This window comes from Sphingobium sp. YR768, from assembly GCF_900111125.1.
Lineage (GTDB): Bacteria > Pseudomonadota > Alphaproteobacteria > Sphingomonadales > Sphingomonadaceae > Sphingobium.
This window is the reverse complement of record NZ_FOGE01000012.1, coordinates 21,505-38,090: the sequence shown is the minus strand read 5'-3', so window position 1 is coordinate 38,090 and position 16,586 is coordinate 21,505. Positions and strand designations below refer to the sequence as shown.

Genomic DNA, 16,586 nt, shown 5'->3' with positions numbered 1-16,586 from the left:
CTCAGGCGGGCAGGATCAGGCCCAGCAGGATCATTGCCAGCGCAACGGGCACGCCCATACGCGGCAGGGCAGGACGATAGGTCATGCCCAGCATCACCACGCCGCCCAGCAGCGCCAGCAGCCCGACCCAGCTCACCAGCGCCATGCCGGGGTCGCTGTGCCGCAACAGGCTGAGTAGCGACAGGGCGAAGCAGATCCAGCCCGCCATCTCCAGATGCGGTACGAAGCTGCGCTTCTGCCAGCCGCCCAGCAGCACTGGTCGGTGCCGCTGCATCCGCGCCGCCAGCGCGAACAGCGACAGATAGAGTAGGCCCGCCGTCAGCATCATGCCGGAACCATCCGGCGACGGGTGGGTGTGATAATGGGCTTGCGCCGCACCTGTCGCCAGACGATCAGTGCCAGCCCTGCCGCCGTCGCCAGCAACAGGCCATTGCCGGTCATCAGCACCGGATCACTCGCCCAGACCGGTCCCAGCAGCGCCGCCGTCGCGCAGCACAGCGCCAGCACGGCCAGCAGCAGTGGCCAACCACGCGCGGGCGGCAGGATCAATCCGACCAGCAGCACGCCACCGGCACTCCACAAAGCTACCGACACCTCCGCTTCGCTCCGCGCGGCCAGATCCAGCGGCAGCAGTCGATTGGCCAGCAGAAACGCCGCCATGCCGATCGATGCACCCATCAGCCCGCCGACATTCAGCCGCTCCAATATTCGGTTGCCCATCGACAGCGGCGCCCGCTCCCGGCGCTTGACCACCCACAGCAGCATGCCGGTGGCGATAGCCAGGCTCAGCATCGCACCACCCAGAAAATAGAGCCAGCGCGTCAGCCCCGGCGCGAAATGCGCCATGTGCAGGCCATAGACGGTCTGATAGGCGCGCACGCCCGTCCGCTTTTCGGTCCAGGCCTTCAGCAGCTTGCCGGTCGCCCCGTCGAAGCTGATTTCCGCCGGCAGATAGCCGATCGCCTTCTGCTCGACCGGATAGAGGGTGACGACCGCTGCCTTGTCGCCCGGATTGAAGACATAGACCCGGCCGATCGGCGCGCCGAAATAGCGTTGCGCCTGATCGAGCATCGGGCCTATCGGTGCGAGAGCCGCTTTCTGCCCGCTGGCTACCCGGCTGACCGCGCCGGGGGTCAGATCGTTATACATCGTCATCACATCGTCGCCATAGGCGGCGGTGATGCTCCAGGGCAGGTTCAGCGACGCCAGCGTCAGCAGCCCGGTAAAGGTGATCATGATGTGAAAGGGCAGGGACAGCACGCCCAGCGCATTATGCCCGTCCAGCCAGGATCGCTGCCCCTTGGCCGGGCGGAAGGTGAAGATATCCTTGAAGAAACGCTTGTGCGCGATGATGCCGGTGACGATCGCCACCAGCATCAGCATCGCCGCCAGCGACGCCAGCAAGCGGCCCCAGGGATAGGGGAGTTGCAGCTCGAAATGCAGGCGATAGAAAAATTCGCCGCCCAGCGTGTCGCGCGCTACCGGTGCGCCGCTGACCGGATCGAGCGATTTGGTGAGATAGGCGCCGTCGCTGTCATAGGTGGCGTCGACGGTGTTGGACCGGCCATCGGGCGCGGACAGATACCAGCCGGTCGACCCGGTCGTATTGGCCGACAGCCAGGATGTCGCCGCCATTATCGCGCGGGACGGATCGGCCGGACCGCTGACCTCGGGCCGCATCCAGCGCCCGATTTCCGGCTTGAACACGCTCAGCGTCCCGGCCAGGCACATGACGAACAGGATATGGCCCAGCAACAGCCCGGTCCATCCGTGCAGCCAGGCCATGCACTGGCGCGCGCCGTCGCGAACCATCGTCATGCCGCCGGTTGCCCCGCCAGCCAGGCGATGCCGCCCAGCAGTAGCGCCGCCAGCGCCACGCCCGCCAGTGCCCGCCACGGTCCCCGTGCCAGAAAGGCCCAGATCGTCACGCCCGGCATCACCAGATAGGCGATCATCGTCGCCGTCGTCACCGCTTCCACCCGGCTGAATGGCAGGATGCGCGTCAGCGCCATGCTGGCGAGCGCAGCGACGCCATAGGCGCCGATCGTCCCCGCCAGCACGCGTAATGCCACATTGGCGCGATAGGCCCAGCCACTGCGCCCCTTGCGGCGATCAAGGCCGGGCGTCGCGGTCAAAAGTTCAGGCTCAGCGTGGCGATCGCGCTGCGCGGCGCGCCATAATAGGCCTGACCCCACATCAGGCTGTTGAGATAATATGTGTTGGTCAGGTTGCGGACGTTGATGCTGGCGCTGACATGGTCAGCCAGTTTCACGCTCGCCATCAAATCCACCACGGCATAGCCCTTCTGCCTCGCGGTTCCGCCGTCCACTTCGGTAGAGATAGCGTTCTGCCAGCGCAATTGGCCGCCCAGCTTCAGGTCGTTAAATTGCGGAATGGCATAGGTGGTCGACATTTTGAACGTCTGCGTCGGCAGCCAGGTGCGGGTGTCATTGCCCGCATCATCCTCGATATCCAGATAGGTATAGCCGCCGTTCACGCTCCACTGATCGGTGATATGGCCTGCGACTTCCAGTTCGAAGCCCTTCGACGTCGTGTCGACGCCGCTATAATAGCTTTTCACGCCATCCTCGAACGTCCCGGCATATTCCGCCAGCCCGCTCTGCTTCGCGCGGAACACGGCGGCTGTGACATAAAGCCGATCGTCGAACCACTGGGTCTTCACCCCCGCTTCGACGCTGGTGCCCTTGGCGGGGTCCAGCCGGACGTGATTGGCGTCCACCTCGGTTTGCGGATTATAGATGTCGGTATAGCTGGCATAGAGCGAGACATGGCTCGTCAGGTCATAGATCAGGCCGGCATAGGGGCTGATCTTGCTGTCCTTGCGATATTGGTCCGCGTCATAGGAGGTGCCGGTGGTCTTCAGCCACATCACGCTCGCGCCGACCACCGCCTTCAGATTGTCGGCCAGATTGAGGTGCGCCGCGCCATAGATGCGGGTCAGCCGGTCCTTATAATCGCTCGCCAGATAGGAATCGTCATAGGTCGGCTCGGCGATCAGCCCCTGATCCCAGTTGTCCAGCGACGGATAGACGATGGTTTCGGAGGAGAAGGCCTCCCATTCCTTCGCCTTGGATGTCGATGTCGACACGCCGAAGGCCAGCTTATGCTCGCGCCCGAACAGGCTGACCGGGCCGGACGCATAGAAATCGCCCAGATATTGCTTGTAGACGGACGGATAGACGCCCGACATGCCATAGACGCCCAGACCCGTATCCTTGTCCGGGGCGCCATAGGCGTAGAGCAGCTTGGCCTCTTCCTCGAACCGCTTGACCGTCAGCACGCCTTTCAGCGCCCAGCCATTGGCGAAGCTATAGGCCAGTTCGGCAAAGGCGCTCTGGTCGACCGTGTTCCAATAGGTCCAGTCGGCGGAGGTGGAGGCCGATCGCGGATAGGCGATCTGCGTGCCGTCGCTATAGACCAGCGGGAGAGCGCCCCACAGCACGCCGTCGCTGTTATTTTCCTGCCTTGAAAAGCCGACCGTGGCCTTCAACTGCGGCGTGATTTCCCAGCTCAGCAGGCCGCCCATCACATCGCGATTGCCATGATTATAGTCGAGATAGGAATCGCGTTCCTCATGGGCATAGATCAGCCGGGCCGCGACCGTGTCGGTCAGCGGCACCGACACATCGCCTTCCAGCCGCCACTTGCCCCAGGACCCGACCTGCGCCGATGCTTTCGCCTGAAACTCTTCCAGCGGCCGCTTGCGGACATAGTTGATCGTGGCGGACGGATTGCCGATGCCGGTCATCAGCGCATTGGCCCCCCGGATCGTCTCGACATTCTCGAACAGGGCCGTGTCCAGATCGCCATATTGGATGCCCCAGATCAACGGCAGGCCGATGCCGTCGACCTGAAAATTATTCACGTCGAAACCGCGCGAATTATATTGGGTGCGGTCGGTTTCCGCCCGCTCGACATTGATGCCGACGGCTTGGTCCAGCAGGTCGTTGACATTGGTGAGCGCGAAATCCTCGATCCGCTCGCGGCTGATGATGCTGACCGACTGCGGTGTCTGTCGCAGCGTCAGTGACAGGCCGGTCGCCGAACCGGATGTCTGATTGGCGGCGCCGGTAACGATGATGGTGGAATCGACATTGGGGCCAGCATCAGCCTCCGCCAGCGGGGCGGCCAGGGCATGGCCGGCGGGAATAAGGGCTATAACGCCTGCAAGCAGCGTGGAACGCAGCGGACGATTCATCGGAGTCCCCTTCAATATGTGATCGGGGCGCCCGCTAGATGAATAAAGGAATGCGAGTCAATCGCATTAGCATTTTTGCCGATTTATTTCCCTCTGTGGTGACATTATTGCCATTCTGCGGCTTGCCGGGTCTAAATCGCTCTTTGCGGTTACAGCCCCAGCGCCAACTGATCGCCCGCATCCTCTGCTTCCTCGCCCGCCAGATTATGGACGCCCAGCCCCAGCAGACGGACCCCCTTTGGCAATGGCAATTGGGCCAGCAGCAAATCCCGACCCGCCTGCGCCAGCAGGGTGGGCGACCGCACCGGCGTAGCAAAACTGCGGGATCGTGTGACGATCTGAAAATCGGCGAATTTCAGTTTCAGCACCACGGTCCGCCCCCAGGCCTGCGCTTTTTCGATCCGCGCCCACAGGTTGACCGCGATTCGGTCCAGTTCCACCACCAGCGGCGCCTCCTCGATCAGATCGTCGAAGAAAGTATCCTCGACACTCACCGACTTGCGGGTCTGTCGCTCATGCACCGGCCGGTCATCCTCGCCCCGCGCCGCGCGATAATAGAAATCCGCCGCGTTGCCGAAATGCGTCTGGAGGAATCGCAGGTCGCGGGCATGCAGGTCGGCGCCCGTCTCGATCCCCAGCGCCTGCATGCGTTTCGCTGTCACCGGGCCGACGCCATGGATGCGCCGCACCGGCATCGCGGCAATGAAGGCTTCACCCTGACCCGGCCTTATGACGCAGATGCCGTCCGGCTTGTTCTGGTCCGACGCCAGCTTGGCGATCAGTTTGTTATAGGACACGCCCGCCGAAGCGGTGAGGCCGGTTTCGTCCCGGATCATCCGCCTGATCTCTTCGGCGACCTGCGTGGCCGACGCGATGCCCGGCTTGTTCACCGTCACGTCCAGATAGGCTTCATCCAGCGACAGCGGCTGGATGATGTCGGTGAATCGGCTAAATATCTCCCGCACCTGCGCTGATACCGCACGATAGACTTCGAAGCGCGGCTTCACGAACACCAGGTCGGGGCACAGCCGCCGCGCCCGCGCGCCCGGCATGGCGGACCGCACCCCGAATTTGCGCGCTTCATAGCTGCATGTCGCCACCACCCCGCGCGGCCCGCCGCCGCCCACCGCGATCGGCAGGCCGCGCAAAGCGGGATCGTCGCGCTGTTCGACCGACGCATAAAAGGCGTCCATGTCGATATGAATGATCTTGCGCACCGGTTGGTCCATGGCGCCCTGCTATGTCACAGACAAGAACGAAAGGGAAACGCGGGCAGGCCGGTCAGCGCAGCAGGCGCAGATTGTCGAGCAGCGTCTCCAGATGCGCGCGGCTGATCCGGCTCCAGACATTATAGGTGCAGCGTTGCCCCTCGATCCGCATATAGGCCAGCGAATGCAGCCCCTTGCCCGCGCGATTATCCGCTGGATAGGGCTCCGCACCGACGACGCCATAGCCGGCGAAGGCGGGGGCAGGCAGCGCGGTCAGGTCGCGCATATGCGGCCATTGCTGCGTCAGCCGGTCGCGTTGCCAGCCGCTGGGCTGCGCGTCCTGCGGCAACAGGCCCGTCCCGGCAAAGCCATAGGCGCTCCTTACTCCCGGCACGTCGAACGCGACGGCCCATCCGCCACCAAAAGCGGCCGGCCGCGCCTTGCCGCGCACGCCGCCGTCCGACAGCAGCGCCAGCGGGGCGCATTGCGCACGATTTTCCGCCATGTCCCATTGGGTAAGCGCAACCGCCTCGCCGATCAGCGGCGTACCGGTCGCCCAGCGTGCGGGCGGCTTTCCGCTACCGGCGGCCGGGACTGCGGCGGCGACCAGAATGGCGGCGATCAGATAGGGCATGCGCATGGCCGATGGACGCATGGACATGCGGTCCGTTCCCTTATTTCTTGTCCTTCAGCGCCAGCAGCGCGGCGAAGGGGCCAGCCTGATCCTCGCTCAGCACGCCGGATTCCTTCAGATAGGCATCGGCATCGGCCGCACGCGGATAGGGCGTCATTGCCAGCGCCATCGTCTCGGCCACCGCCTCGCCCATGTCGATCACCTGACCGTCATAGCCGATCGTGTCGCAATCCTCGGCATCCAGTTCCAGTTCTTCGCCTTCGGGCGCTTCATCGCCTTCCACCACGAAACGCAGCAGGAAGTCGGTATCGATCGTCTCGGGCACCGGCACGCCGGTCGCGACGCAGGGCTGGGCCAGCGCCGCCGACATCCGCCCGCGCGCCATCACCGCGCCTTCCTCTTCGGTCAGGCTATAATCTGCGCTCAACCGATCGAGCGACGACAGGGCAAAGCGGCGGGCCAGCGCCTCGCGCTCGGCCGCATTCGCCTCGATATGCGTCTCGCCGGTCAGGCGCTTGATCTGATCGGCCTTGATCGGGCGGGAAAATTCGACAGTCATATTCATCCAATATCTCCTGCGAGCAGGGCATCGCGCGTCAGGCAACCCAGCCGCGTCCAGCGCGTGCGCAGCGCGCCTTCCACATGGGCGACCGCGTCATCGCCTACCGCTTGCCCGCGATACAGGTTGCGGCGCAGCGCCACAGCAAAATCGGCTTCCCCGGTCAAGGCATCGCGATAGGCGCTGATCCGCCCGCCCAGCGCGCTCATCATCCGCCCGACATGCTTGCCGACCACCACGTCGCCTATCCCTTCCTGCCGCAATTGCCCGTCCATATCATCGACGAACAATTCGGTCAGCCAGACGCTGTCCTGCGCCGCGCCCAGTTGCTCCAGCCGGATCAGCACCTGCGCCAGGATGGCGACGATCATGTCGAACCGGCCGTCCAGCGTATCGGCCACGTCGCCTTCCAGATACCAGTGCGGCTGCCGTCCTTCCGCGACGACGGCATGATAGAGCGGCCGCAGTCCCTCCCGGGCGTCGGTGCGGCCGAACAGGCGTTGCAGGAAGGAAGGGGAAGAAGGCATCGGATCAGGGCTTTTCGAGACGGATCGAGCGGCAGCGCGCCGTCCGATGTTTTGCGCCCCTTGCCGGGGCGTGCGCATTTCCATATTGATCGCTGCGTCGCCCAATGCAATGGCGACATAAGGTTTCTTGGGTTCGCGGGACCGTCCCCCGCAGGAGAAGTTCATGCCGCAGTTCAGCCGCCACTCCCGCCGTGGGCGCGTGATGATCGCCATCGGCCTCAGCGCGCTGCTGTTTGGCACGTCCGCCTGCACTCGCCTGCGCAGCCATCAGGGCTATCAGGTCGACAAGCTGCTGGTGGATTCGGTTCAGCCCGGCATCGATAATCGCGCCTCGGTCGAAGGCACGCTGGGTCGTCCCAGCTTCGCTTCGCAATTTGGCGAACAGGACTGGTATTATGTGTCGCGCAACATGCGCGCGCTCGCCTTCTCCAACCCCAAGCCGGTCGAACAGACCGTGCTGCGCGTGCGTTTCGATACGGCGGGCAATGTGACCGCCGTCGACCGCATGGGGCTGGAACAGGTCGCGCATATCTCGCCCATGGGGGACAAGACCCCGACGCTGGGCCGCCATCGTAGCCTGTTCGACGAAATCTTCGGCAATATCGGCGCGGTCGGGGCCGCCGGCATGGGCGGCAGCGGTGGCGGGGCCACCAGCCCCGGCGGCGGCCCGAACGGCAGCTAACCTGGCCGGCCACTGGATGGCCGCAGGACAATATGAGACGAACGATGAAAAAGGGGGCCGATCCGCAATGGCCGGATCGCCCCTTTTTCGATGCTGCTGATCCGTGGGTTTAGGGTGAGATGAGATTGGTTTGATCCACGCCGTCATTGCGAGCGGAGCGAAGCAATCCACTGACGCACCCACGGATTGCTTCGCTCCGCGCGCAATGACGATTCAATGCGAAGTCATCCCGCTCTAGGACCAGCCGCCCCCCAGCGCCAGGAATATGGCGATCTGATCCTGCACCAGCTGCGCCCGCGCCGCGGCGGCGGCGGCTTCCGCGCTCGCCAGGCTGCGCTGCGCGTCCAGCAGCGACAGGAAATCGCCCCGGCCAAAGCGGAATAGCTTGCCCGCCTGTCCCGCCGATACGCTGGCGCTATCGCGCGCCCGGTCCAGCGCCCCCGCCTGCTCCGCATTGCGGCGATAGGTTTCCAGCGCCGTCTCGGTCTGGCGCAGCGCCTCCAGCACCGATGCGTCGAACCCGGCCAGATCGGCCTTCACCTGTGCATCGGCCTGCGCAATCTGCGCCTTCACCACCGGCCTGTTGGGGAAGCTCCAGCTCAAAAGCGGCCCAAGGCTAAAGCCGAACGCCGATCCCGATCCGAAATCCTTGAGCGGCCCGGTCAGCCCCACCGATCCGCCGATGCTGACTTGCGGATAGAGGTCCGCCATCGCCACGCCCAGCCGCGCCGTATCGCCCGCAATGGTGCGTTCGACCTGCCGGATATCGGGCCGCCGCCGGATCAGCGCCGCGCCGTCGCCCACCGGCAAGGGCTGGCTCAGCGCCGGCAGCGTGGCGCAATTCTCCACTTCACGCGGATAGTCGGCCGGCGCCCGGCCCAGCAGGGTCGCCAGCAGATAGAGCGCGTTCTGCCGCTGCGCTGCAAAGCCGGGCAGCGCAGCCTCGCTCGCATCCACCGCCGCCTGCGCCCGACTGACGTCGAAGGCTGTGCCGCGCCCGCCTTTGGCCAGCCGCTGCGTCGCATTCAGCGTGTCGCGCTGCAACGCCACCACCTTGCGGTTGATGGTCAGATTATAGTTGGCCGCGCATACCTGCGCATAGGCCTGCGTCGTGGCGGCCGCCACGCTGACGCGCACATAGTCGCGCGCCGCGCTCACCGCCTCGACATCCGCGCCGCTCGCCTCGATCGCGCGTTTGATGCGCCCGTTCAGGTCCAGCGGATAGGATGCCGCCAGCCCCAGATCATAGCCGACCGTGCCGGGCAGATGTTGCGATACGCCCGAAGCGCGGGCGATCGTCTCGCCACCGCTGATCGATGTGGTGATGTCCCGGCCCGCCTGCGCCTCGCGCAACACCGCCTGCGCCCGTTCCAGATTGGCGTCGGCCGTGCGCAGGTCGGCATTGGCGGTCAGCGCCTGCGCGACCAGCGCATCCAGTTGCGGGTCGGCATAAAGCTGCCACCAGTGATCGGGCAAGTCCGCCTGTGCGAACTGCGCGCCCTGGGCCGAATGGAATGCCCCGGTCGCCCCTGGCGTGGTCGCGGCGGACTGCGCGGGCGGGCGATAGTCCGGACCCGCAGTCGCACAGGCGGCCAGGCTCAGCGCCAGCAGCGGCGCGTAAACGGATTTACGCATGGCGGCAGTCCCCCGGCTTGGCATTCTTGCCTGCCGGCTGCACCGTCACGGTCGCGGTGCGGCCGGAAATCAGGCGCAGCCCCGCCGGCACTTTCTCCAGCTTCACGCGCACCGGAATGCGCTGGGCCAGCCGCACCCAGGAAAAGGTCGGCTCGACCGAGGGCAGCAGATTGCCCGAATTGCTGCGGCTGTCGTCATTAATGCCATAGGCGATGCTTTCCACCCGGCCATGCACATCCTGCGCCTCGCCCATCAGCCGCACCGTCACCGGCGCGCCGATGCAGACCAGCGGCAGCTTGGTTTCCTCGAAATAGCCCTCGACCCGCAGCGAATCGCTGTCGATCAGTGCCATCGCCTGGCTGCCGGCGCCGACATAGTCGCCCGGATGCAGGTCGAGGTTGGTGACGACGCCATTGACCGACGCCAATATCTTCGTGCGCTTCAGGTTCAGCGCCGCCGCGTCGCGCCCGCTATAGGCTTCGGCCAGCGCCGCCTGCGCCGTTTCGACCTTGGCCAGATTCTGCTCATGCGTTTCCGCTGCGACCAGATCGCCCAGCGCCGTGTCGCGCCGCGCCTCGCGCCTAGCTTGCCCCAATGTCGCTTGCGCGCTGGCGATCCGGGCATTCGCTTCCTCCAGCGCCATCGAATAGCGCGGCGTATCGATCACGAACAGCAGGTCGCCGGCCTTGACCGTCTGGTTGTCATGAACCGCGACCGACGTGACGAGGCCGCTGATATCGGGCGTCACCCGCACCACATCGGCACGCACGCGCCCGTCGCGGGTCCAGGGGCTGCCCTCATAATGATTCCACATCCATATCGCCGCGATCGTTGCGGCGACGACAAGGACGACGGTGGCGGCGCTGCGGATCAGCACGGAGGTCAGGCGATTCATAGACGGATTCCAAGGGTTGGGACGAGGATGGCGAGGCCGCCGAGGATCAGCACGAAGATGCTGAAGTCGACAGCCGCCCGATAGGCGAGGAAACGATATAGGCCGGCCGCACCGATCAGGCGGGTGACGACCCAGGCAAGCACCAGCGCGACAAGCGCCAGCAGCAGCAGGGTGGGGATGAAGATGCCGCCCAGGGCGATCTCTCCGGTCATGCGATGGCCCTCCGATAGCCCAGCCTGTACCCTGTTGCGTCGGGGAACAGGTTGCGGCGCAGGCTGACGAGGCCCAGCACCGCCTCACGGCGGATGGACGGGCGGACATTGGCCGCCAGATCGTCGATCGCCGCATCGATGTCGTTCAGCAGGGCCGGGTCGGCCGCTTGCGGCGCATCCGGGTCCATCTGGCGATAATGATGGCTGACGCCCTGCAACACGGTGGCCAGATGCCCGCCTTCCTGCACGGGCAGGTCCAGCCGCAATTGCCGCAACTCTCCGATCGCGACACCGGTGCGCAGGTCGCGCAGCGCATCATAGAGCGGCTTGCCACTGTCCCGCCGGGTGGCGGCCAGACGCGGCGCGAGCAGGGCGATGCGGTCGAGCATCCGGTTGATCCAGCCGCGCACGTCGGGCGGCGACATCTTTGTCGCGCGATTGGCGATGTCGATCCACCCCGCCCGAATCGTGCGGCGGATCGCCCGCTCGACCCCTGCGGACTGGAACAGCCCGGCCATGATGATCGCGAACCAGATGCCCACGATCTGCGCGATCGCGCCGTTGATATAGGATCCAAAGGCACTGACATAGTGGTCGGACAACAGCACCGGACTGCCAAGGCCCAGCAGGGTCGGCAGCGCAATCCCCATCCAGCGCGGCGAAGCCATCATCGCGCCCAGCAGCAGCAGCATCGGCGCATAGGCCATGGCCAGCATGCCGAAACCATCCAACCGGGGCATGATCGCATAACCATATACAGCGCCCAGCGCCGACGCGGCGATCGTCCCGATCATGAAGCCCTTGAGCGGAGCCAGAGGATTGTCGGAGGCGGAGAAGAGCGACAGGAAGACGCCAGCCAGCATCACCGCCGTACCGCCATCCTTCCACCCGCTGCCGACCCACAGGGCACAGCCGATGGCGATGGTCATGAAGGCGGCGAAGGCGCCCCGTGCCGCACCGGTAAAGTCGCGATGCATCTCGCGATTGCGCCGCCCTTCCAGCAGTTCGGCGACGCGGGGCGTCACGGCGGCGCGACTATGCGTGCCCATCTGGTCGTGCAGGTCGCGGCAGTCGCGATGCACCGCGACCAGCGACGCGAGCCGGGCATAGAGGCTGAGCCGCATCATGTCGCCCCAGCCCATCTGCGCATCGGCTTCCGGTTCCATCGCCACGCACCGGTCGATCAGGGCCTGCGCCCGTTCTGCCCGGACGCTATTGTCCGGCGCGGGCGTATCCAGCCACAGCCGCACGTCGGCGATCAGCGCCTCGACCTGCGGCGGCACGACGCCATCATGCGCGGCCTTGAGCTGCGCCAGCCGGTCCTCCACTGCCGCGCCCAATGGCAACAGCATGGACAGTTGATCCTGCAACGCGCGCACGGTGCGCACGCGCGGCGCCAGCCGGCTGATGTCGAAGGGCAAATGCATCGACATCTGGTGCAGTTCGGTGACGTCCTGCGCCAGTCGGCGGCGTTCCGCATCCAGCCCGGCGACCGGCTCGGTCGCAATCGCGTCCCGCGACCAGCGCTCGGCATCGCGCAGGATCGCTTCCACCCGGCCCAGCAGGACACCGGTGATCGATCCGGGCAGGATGATGCCATGGATCAGGCTGCCGCACAGGATGCCGATCAATATTTCCTGCACACGCAGCGACGCGACGGTGAAGATCGTCTGCGGCGTGTCGACATCGGGAAAGACGATCAGGCAGGCGGTATAGCCGGCCAATACGAACATATAGCCGCGCGGCGTGCGGTCCAGCAGCGACACGAACACGCACAGGCCCGTCCAGCTGGCCATCGCCAGCGACAGAAGTTCCGGCGAATTGACCAGCGGCGGCACGATCGCGACCGCGAACATCGCCCCGGTGAAGGTGCCGATGATGCGGAACAGCGCCTTGGATATCACCGCACCCGCCATCGGCTGGGCAACGATATAGCTGGTCAGGAACGCCCAATAGGGACGCTCCAGCCCGATGCTGAACGCCACGAACAGCGCCAGCATGGAAGCGGCCAGACATTTGAGGGAGAAGAGCGCGGCGGGGATTCCAAATTTTTCGCGCAGAGCGTGCTGGCTCACATCTGGCTCCGCCGCTCGCCGATACGCTGCGACAGCAGGTCCAGCATCTCGACCATGATCATGATCGCTTCATCGGGCACGCCCTGCAACAGGTCGGCGCGCAGCAGGCCCAACCGCTCCTCGATCCGGCCGACCAGATCCTTCCCGGCGGAGGTCAGCCCGATGATATTGGATCTCTTGTCTTCGGGATGCGGCGTGCGGCCGACCAGTCCGGCGGCCTGCACCTGATCCAGCGTCCGCACCAGTGAAGGCTGGCTGATGTCCAGTGATTCAGCCAGTTCCGACTGCCGCACATCGCCACCCATGCGGTCGATGTGGATCAGGCACCAGCCCGCACTGTTCGACACGCCGAATTCGGCGAGCGCACTGTCGGCCAGTTGTCGCCAGCCTCGGGCGACAGCGGCCATTTTATGCGCCAACAGGCGCTTCGACTCGGTGATGGGCATATTCATTAGATAGCTAACTAATGAATTAATTCAATATTGCTGACAATTGTCCACTTCGTCGTCGCATTTGCGCATAATGCAATTGGCCGGGGATGCCATCTGGCATCCCCGGCCAATAAGATCGGATCAGGCCCGCCGCGTGCCGTTGAAGGCGGACGCGCCGAATGCGCCCAGTTGCATCGTGCCGGTGATCGCGTCGCCGGAGACTTCCGCCTCGCACTCCAGCGTCATCGGCATCGGCATGGTCATTTCCATCTTCCAGGTCAGCTTGGCGCCGTCGACCTTGCCGTCGACCACGTCCAGCGATCCCATCATGCCGGCAAAGGTGCCGTTGAAGCGATCGCCGCTGCTGATGACGGTGAACACGCCCTTCTGATCGCCCATCGGCGTCTTGGCCACGCAATCAAAGGCGCCATCCACGGTTGCCATCTCTCGTCTCCTTTACGTTTACGTTGGCGTCAATCAGCCAATGTGCCCATTTCCACTGGCAGGCCCACCGCGTCAAGCTGTGGCCGCACCAGTTTCGCGTCGCCCACCACGACCCAGATCAGCCGGTCGGGGTTGATCGCCTCGCGTGCCGCCTTGTCCATCTCGGCCGCGGTCATGGCGCGATAGACTTTCGGCAGCGTCTCATAATAATCGTCCGGTCGGCCGATCAGGCTGTTGCGCATCATCGCGCCCAGCAGGTCGGACGAGGTTTCGAAACTGCCGGGCAGCGACAGGATCTGGCCGTTGATTATCTGGTTCCGCTCCGCCTCGGTCGTGCCCTTGCTGGTCAGATATTCGCTGATATCCTTGCGCAAAGTGACAATGGATTCACCGGTCTTGTCGGTCTGCACCGGCGCATAGACCAGCAGCGGAATGGTTTCCTTGACCCCCGACAGCGCGGTGCCGACGCCATAGGCCCAACCCTTCGTCTCGCGCAGGTCCATCCACAGCCGCGACGAAGTGCTGCCGCCCAGCACTTCATTGGCGGTCTGCAATATGACCGGATTGTCCGTGCCCGACTTGTTGGTCAGCAGGCCAGCCAGGATCATCGACTGCGGGCTTTGCGGCTTGTCGATCAGGACAATCTTCGCCGGGCGCATCATGCGGTCCATGCGGAACAGCTTGGCGCCCTTGGGGCTGGCCGGCGCCTTCCAGTCGCCGAAGCGCTTTTCCAGCAGCGGCAACAGTTCGGCCAGCGTCGTATCGCCCGCGACGAAGATGGTGGCATTGTCCGGTCGCATCCATGTGTCATGGAAAGCGGTCAGGTCCGCCCGCGTCACCGCCTTCACGCCCGTCTCGGTGCCGGAGCCGGTGAAGGGGATGCCATAGGGATGCGCCTGCCCGTACAGCATCGGCGGCAGCATGCGCTGGGCGATCGCCATCGGTTCGGTCTTTTCCGCGGCGATGCTGGTCAGCACCTGCCCACGCAGCCGCTCCACCTCGGCCGGGGCAAAGGCGGGATTGCGGATCACATCGGCCAGTAGGCCCAGCGACGCATCCAGATTGGGCTTCAGCGCGAACAGGCCGACATTGGTCCGGTCCATGCTGTTGCCCGCGCTGATCGACGCGCCCAGCCGCTCCTGTTCCTCGGCGATCTGCACCGAAGAGCGGGTCGTCGTGCCTTCGTCCAGCAGGGCGGTGGTCAGGCCGGCCGTGCCCAGCTTCGCCTTGTCGTCCGCCGCATTGCCTGCGTCGAAGGCGACGGAGACGCGCACCGTCGGAACCGCCGTGCGCCGCGCGAACACGACCGGGATGCCGTTCTTCAGCGTGGCATGCTCGACATCGGGGAAGTCCAGATCCTTGACCGGCTCGATCGGCGGCTCGGCGATCTTCGTCGGCGCAGGTGGCGTCGCGGCGGCAGGCGCCGGCGCGTCGGGGCTGCGGAAGAAGGCCGGCTTGTGCGTCGCGTTCCCCGCTAGCGCATTGTCGGCGGGGGTCCGTTCGCCCGGCGCCACGGTCATGCGCAGCACCGGCCGGCCCAGCCATTTACGGGCGGTGGCGGTCACGCTGTCCGGCGTGGCGGATGCATAGACGGCCAAGTCCTTCTTATATTTGGCCGGATCGTTGGAATAGACCGCCCCCTCGGCCAGCGTCACCGCCTTGCCCGAAAAGCCGCCGACTTTTTCCAGCCCGCCGATCGTGCCGGATGCCTGCCCGGTGGCGGCGCGCAGCACTTCGTCGGCGCTCGGCCCCTTCGCCAGATAGTCGGCGAGCAGCGCATCCAGCCGCTTGCCCACGGCCACAGGGTCCACACCCGGCTTCACGTCGACGGTGATCTCGGCGATGCTCAGCTTCTCGAACGGCTGGATACTGGCCGACACGCCGACCGCGACCTTCTCGTCCCGCACCAGCACATTGTCGAGGCGCGAGGATTTGAGGCCGCCGAACACGGTCATCGCCAGATCCAGCTGTTGCAGGTCGGCCGAATTGACGCCCGGCACGATCCAGTTGCGATAAAGGCGGGTGGCGGCGACATTGTCGTGCATCACGACTTCGGCATCCTTGGCCAAAGTCGGGACGGTCGCATCCACATCCTTGGGGGCGGGGCCGGCAGGGATATTGCCGAACCACTTCTCCACCTTCGCTTTGGCGGTCGCCGCATCGATATCGCCCGCCAGCACCAGCACGGCATTGTTCGGCCCATAATGAGTCTTGAACCAGTTCTGCACGTCCGCCAGGCTTGCGCCATTCAGGTCCGCCATCGATCCGATCGTCGAATGGCGATAGGGATGGCCTTCGGGCAGCAGCGCGGCGAGCTGCGCATATTCGACCAGACCATAGGGCTGGTTCTCGCCCGCGCGCTTCTCATTCTGCACGACGCCGCGCTGGGTATCCAGCTTGGTCTGCGTCACCGCGCCCAGCAAATGGCCCATACGGTCCGATTCCAGGAACAGCGCCCGGTCGATCGCGCCGGTCGGCACCGTCTCGAAATAATTGGTACGGTCGAACCAGGTCGTCCCGTTCCAGTCGGTCGCGCCGATATCCTCCAGCCGCCCGAAGAAGGGACCATCGGCATTTTCGGAGCCATAGAACATCAGATGTTCGAACAGATGGGCAAAGCCGGTCTTGCCGGCCGGTTCGAAGCGCGATCCGACATGATACCAGATCGACACCGCCACCACCGGCGCCTTGCGATCGGTATGCACGATGACGCGCAGCCCGTTCGCCAGCGTGAACTCCTCATAGGGAATGTCGACCTTCGACACGAGGCTGGAGAGCGGCGCGGGGACTACGGCGGCGGCCATCGCCGCAACAGCCTGCGTCATCGGCGTCAGGGCAAGCGCGGAAAGGCCGATCATCAGGGACAGGCGGCGCGACAGGGGAGATAGGGTCATGAAGAGCCTCTGGCAGGATGCGACGGGGATGGTCGCGATGGGGCGGCAGCATAGCGGGGCGTGATAGAGGCGCAATATGGCAAAGCATTCTGAAGGCGGCCGGAACAGCCGACGGCTCGCAGAATGCGGCAAACAAAAACTATTCTGAAGGCGGCCGGAACAGCCGACGGC

Annotated in this window: 16 protein-coding genes; 1 reads left to right on the top strand and 15 read right to left on the bottom strand. The window is 65.1% G+C overall.

The annotated features are described in order from the left end of the window. Position 1: 1 nt before the first annotated feature. From BMX92_RS14355 to BMX92_RS14320, 8 genes are all read right to left on the bottom strand, one after another. Positions 2–328 (bottom strand): DUF3325 family protein, encoded by a 327-nt coding sequence (locus BMX92_RS14355; RefSeq protein WP_093017655.1) that lies wholly within the window; start codon positions 326–328, stop codon positions 2–4. Next, positions 325–1,818, bottom strand: coding sequence for a PepSY-associated TM helix domain-containing protein (locus tag BMX92_RS14350; RefSeq protein ID WP_177185054.1), 1,494 nt, complete (start codon positions 1,816–1,818; stop codon positions 325–327). Before BMX92_RS14350 ends, BMX92_RS14355 begins: the two co-directional genes overlap by 4 nt. Then, positions 1,815–2,135 (bottom strand): ketohydroxyglutarate aldolase, encoded by a 321-nt coding sequence (locus tag BMX92_RS14345; RefSeq protein ID WP_093017653.1) that lies wholly within the window; start codon positions 2,133–2,135, stop codon positions 1,815–1,817. Before BMX92_RS14345 ends, BMX92_RS14350 begins: the two co-directional genes overlap by 4 nt. After that, positions 2,132–4,219, bottom strand: a complete 2,088-nt coding sequence (locus tag BMX92_RS14340; protein ID WP_093017651.1) for a TonB-dependent siderophore receptor — start codon at positions 4,217–4,219, stop codon at positions 2,132–2,134. The genes BMX92_RS14345 and BMX92_RS14340 overlap by 4 nt, the downstream gene beginning before the upstream one ends. A 149-nt stretch (positions 4,220–4,368) precedes the next feature. Beyond that, entirely contained in the window at positions 4,369–5,448 is a 1,080-nt protein-coding gene (gene dinB, locus BMX92_RS14335) for a DNA polymerase IV (protein ID WP_093017649.1), read from the bottom strand. Between the two features lie 52 nt (positions 5,449–5,500). After that, a complete protein-coding gene (locus tag BMX92_RS14330) occupies positions 5,501–6,088 on the bottom strand; it encodes a hypothetical protein (protein WP_143066794.1) in 588 nt (195 codons plus the stop codon). 13 nt (positions 6,089–6,101) lie between these two features. Further along, entirely contained in the window at positions 6,102–6,626 is a 525-nt protein-coding gene (locus tag BMX92_RS14325; RefSeq protein WP_093017634.1) for a YceD family protein, read from the bottom strand. Beyond that, entirely contained in the window at positions 6,623–7,147 is a 525-nt protein-coding gene (locus BMX92_RS14320; RefSeq protein WP_093017867.1) for a ubiquinol-cytochrome C chaperone family protein, read from the bottom strand. The genes BMX92_RS14325 and BMX92_RS14320 overlap by 4 nt, the downstream gene beginning before the upstream one ends. Before the next feature lie 163 nt (positions 7,148–7,310). On the opposite strand from BMX92_RS14320, the gene BMX92_RS14315 reads away from it, so the two are divergent. Then, positions 7,311–7,829 carry an outer membrane protein assembly factor BamE gene (locus BMX92_RS14315; RefSeq protein WP_093017632.1) on the top strand — a complete coding sequence of 173 codons (519 nt, stop codon included), beginning with the start codon at positions 7,311–7,313 and terminating at the stop codon, positions 7,827–7,829. A gap of 234 nt (positions 7,830–8,063) precedes the next feature. Here the strand turns inward: BMX92_RS14315 and BMX92_RS14310 are convergent, their stop codons facing one another. The 7 genes from BMX92_RS14310 to BMX92_RS14280 all read right to left on the bottom strand — a co-directional run bounded on the left by BMX92_RS14310 (position 8,064) and on the right by BMX92_RS14280 (position 16,415). Continuing rightward, a complete protein-coding gene (locus BMX92_RS14310; RefSeq protein ID WP_093017630.1) occupies positions 8,064–9,464 on the bottom strand; it encodes an efflux transporter outer membrane subunit in 1,401 nt (466 codons plus the stop codon). After that, positions 9,457–10,359: an efflux RND transporter periplasmic adaptor subunit gene (locus tag BMX92_RS14305; RefSeq protein ID WP_093017628.1), complete on the bottom strand. Its 903-nt coding sequence runs from the start codon at positions 10,357–10,359 to the stop codon at positions 9,457–9,459. The genes BMX92_RS14310 and BMX92_RS14305 overlap by 8 nt, the downstream gene beginning before the upstream one ends. Beyond that, positions 10,356–10,571, bottom strand: a complete 216-nt coding sequence (locus BMX92_RS14300; RefSeq protein ID WP_093017626.1) for a DUF1656 domain-containing protein — start codon at positions 10,569–10,571, stop codon at positions 10,356–10,358. The genes BMX92_RS14305 and BMX92_RS14300 overlap by 4 nt, the downstream gene beginning before the upstream one ends. Then, on the bottom strand, positions 10,568–12,646 hold the full coding sequence (locus BMX92_RS14295; RefSeq protein ID WP_256213438.1) for an FUSC family protein: 2,079 nt from the start codon (positions 12,644–12,646) through the stop codon (positions 10,568–10,570). The genes BMX92_RS14300 and BMX92_RS14295 overlap by 4 nt, the downstream gene beginning before the upstream one ends. After that, a complete protein-coding gene (locus BMX92_RS14290) occupies positions 12,643–13,092 on the bottom strand; it encodes a MarR family winged helix-turn-helix transcriptional regulator (RefSeq protein WP_093017863.1) in 450 nt (149 codons plus the stop codon). Before BMX92_RS14290 ends, BMX92_RS14295 begins: the two co-directional genes overlap by 4 nt. A 126-nt stretch (positions 13,093–13,218) precedes the next feature. Then, entirely contained in the window at positions 13,219–13,521 is a 303-nt protein-coding gene (locus tag BMX92_RS14285; RefSeq protein WP_093017624.1) for a hypothetical protein, read from the bottom strand. Positions 13,522–13,550: 29 nt separating this feature from the next. After that, positions 13,551–16,415: a M16 family metallopeptidase gene (locus BMX92_RS14280; protein WP_093017622.1), complete on the bottom strand. Its 2,865-nt coding sequence runs from the start codon at positions 16,413–16,415 to the stop codon at positions 13,551–13,553. Positions 16,416–16,586: the final 171 nt, after the last annotated feature.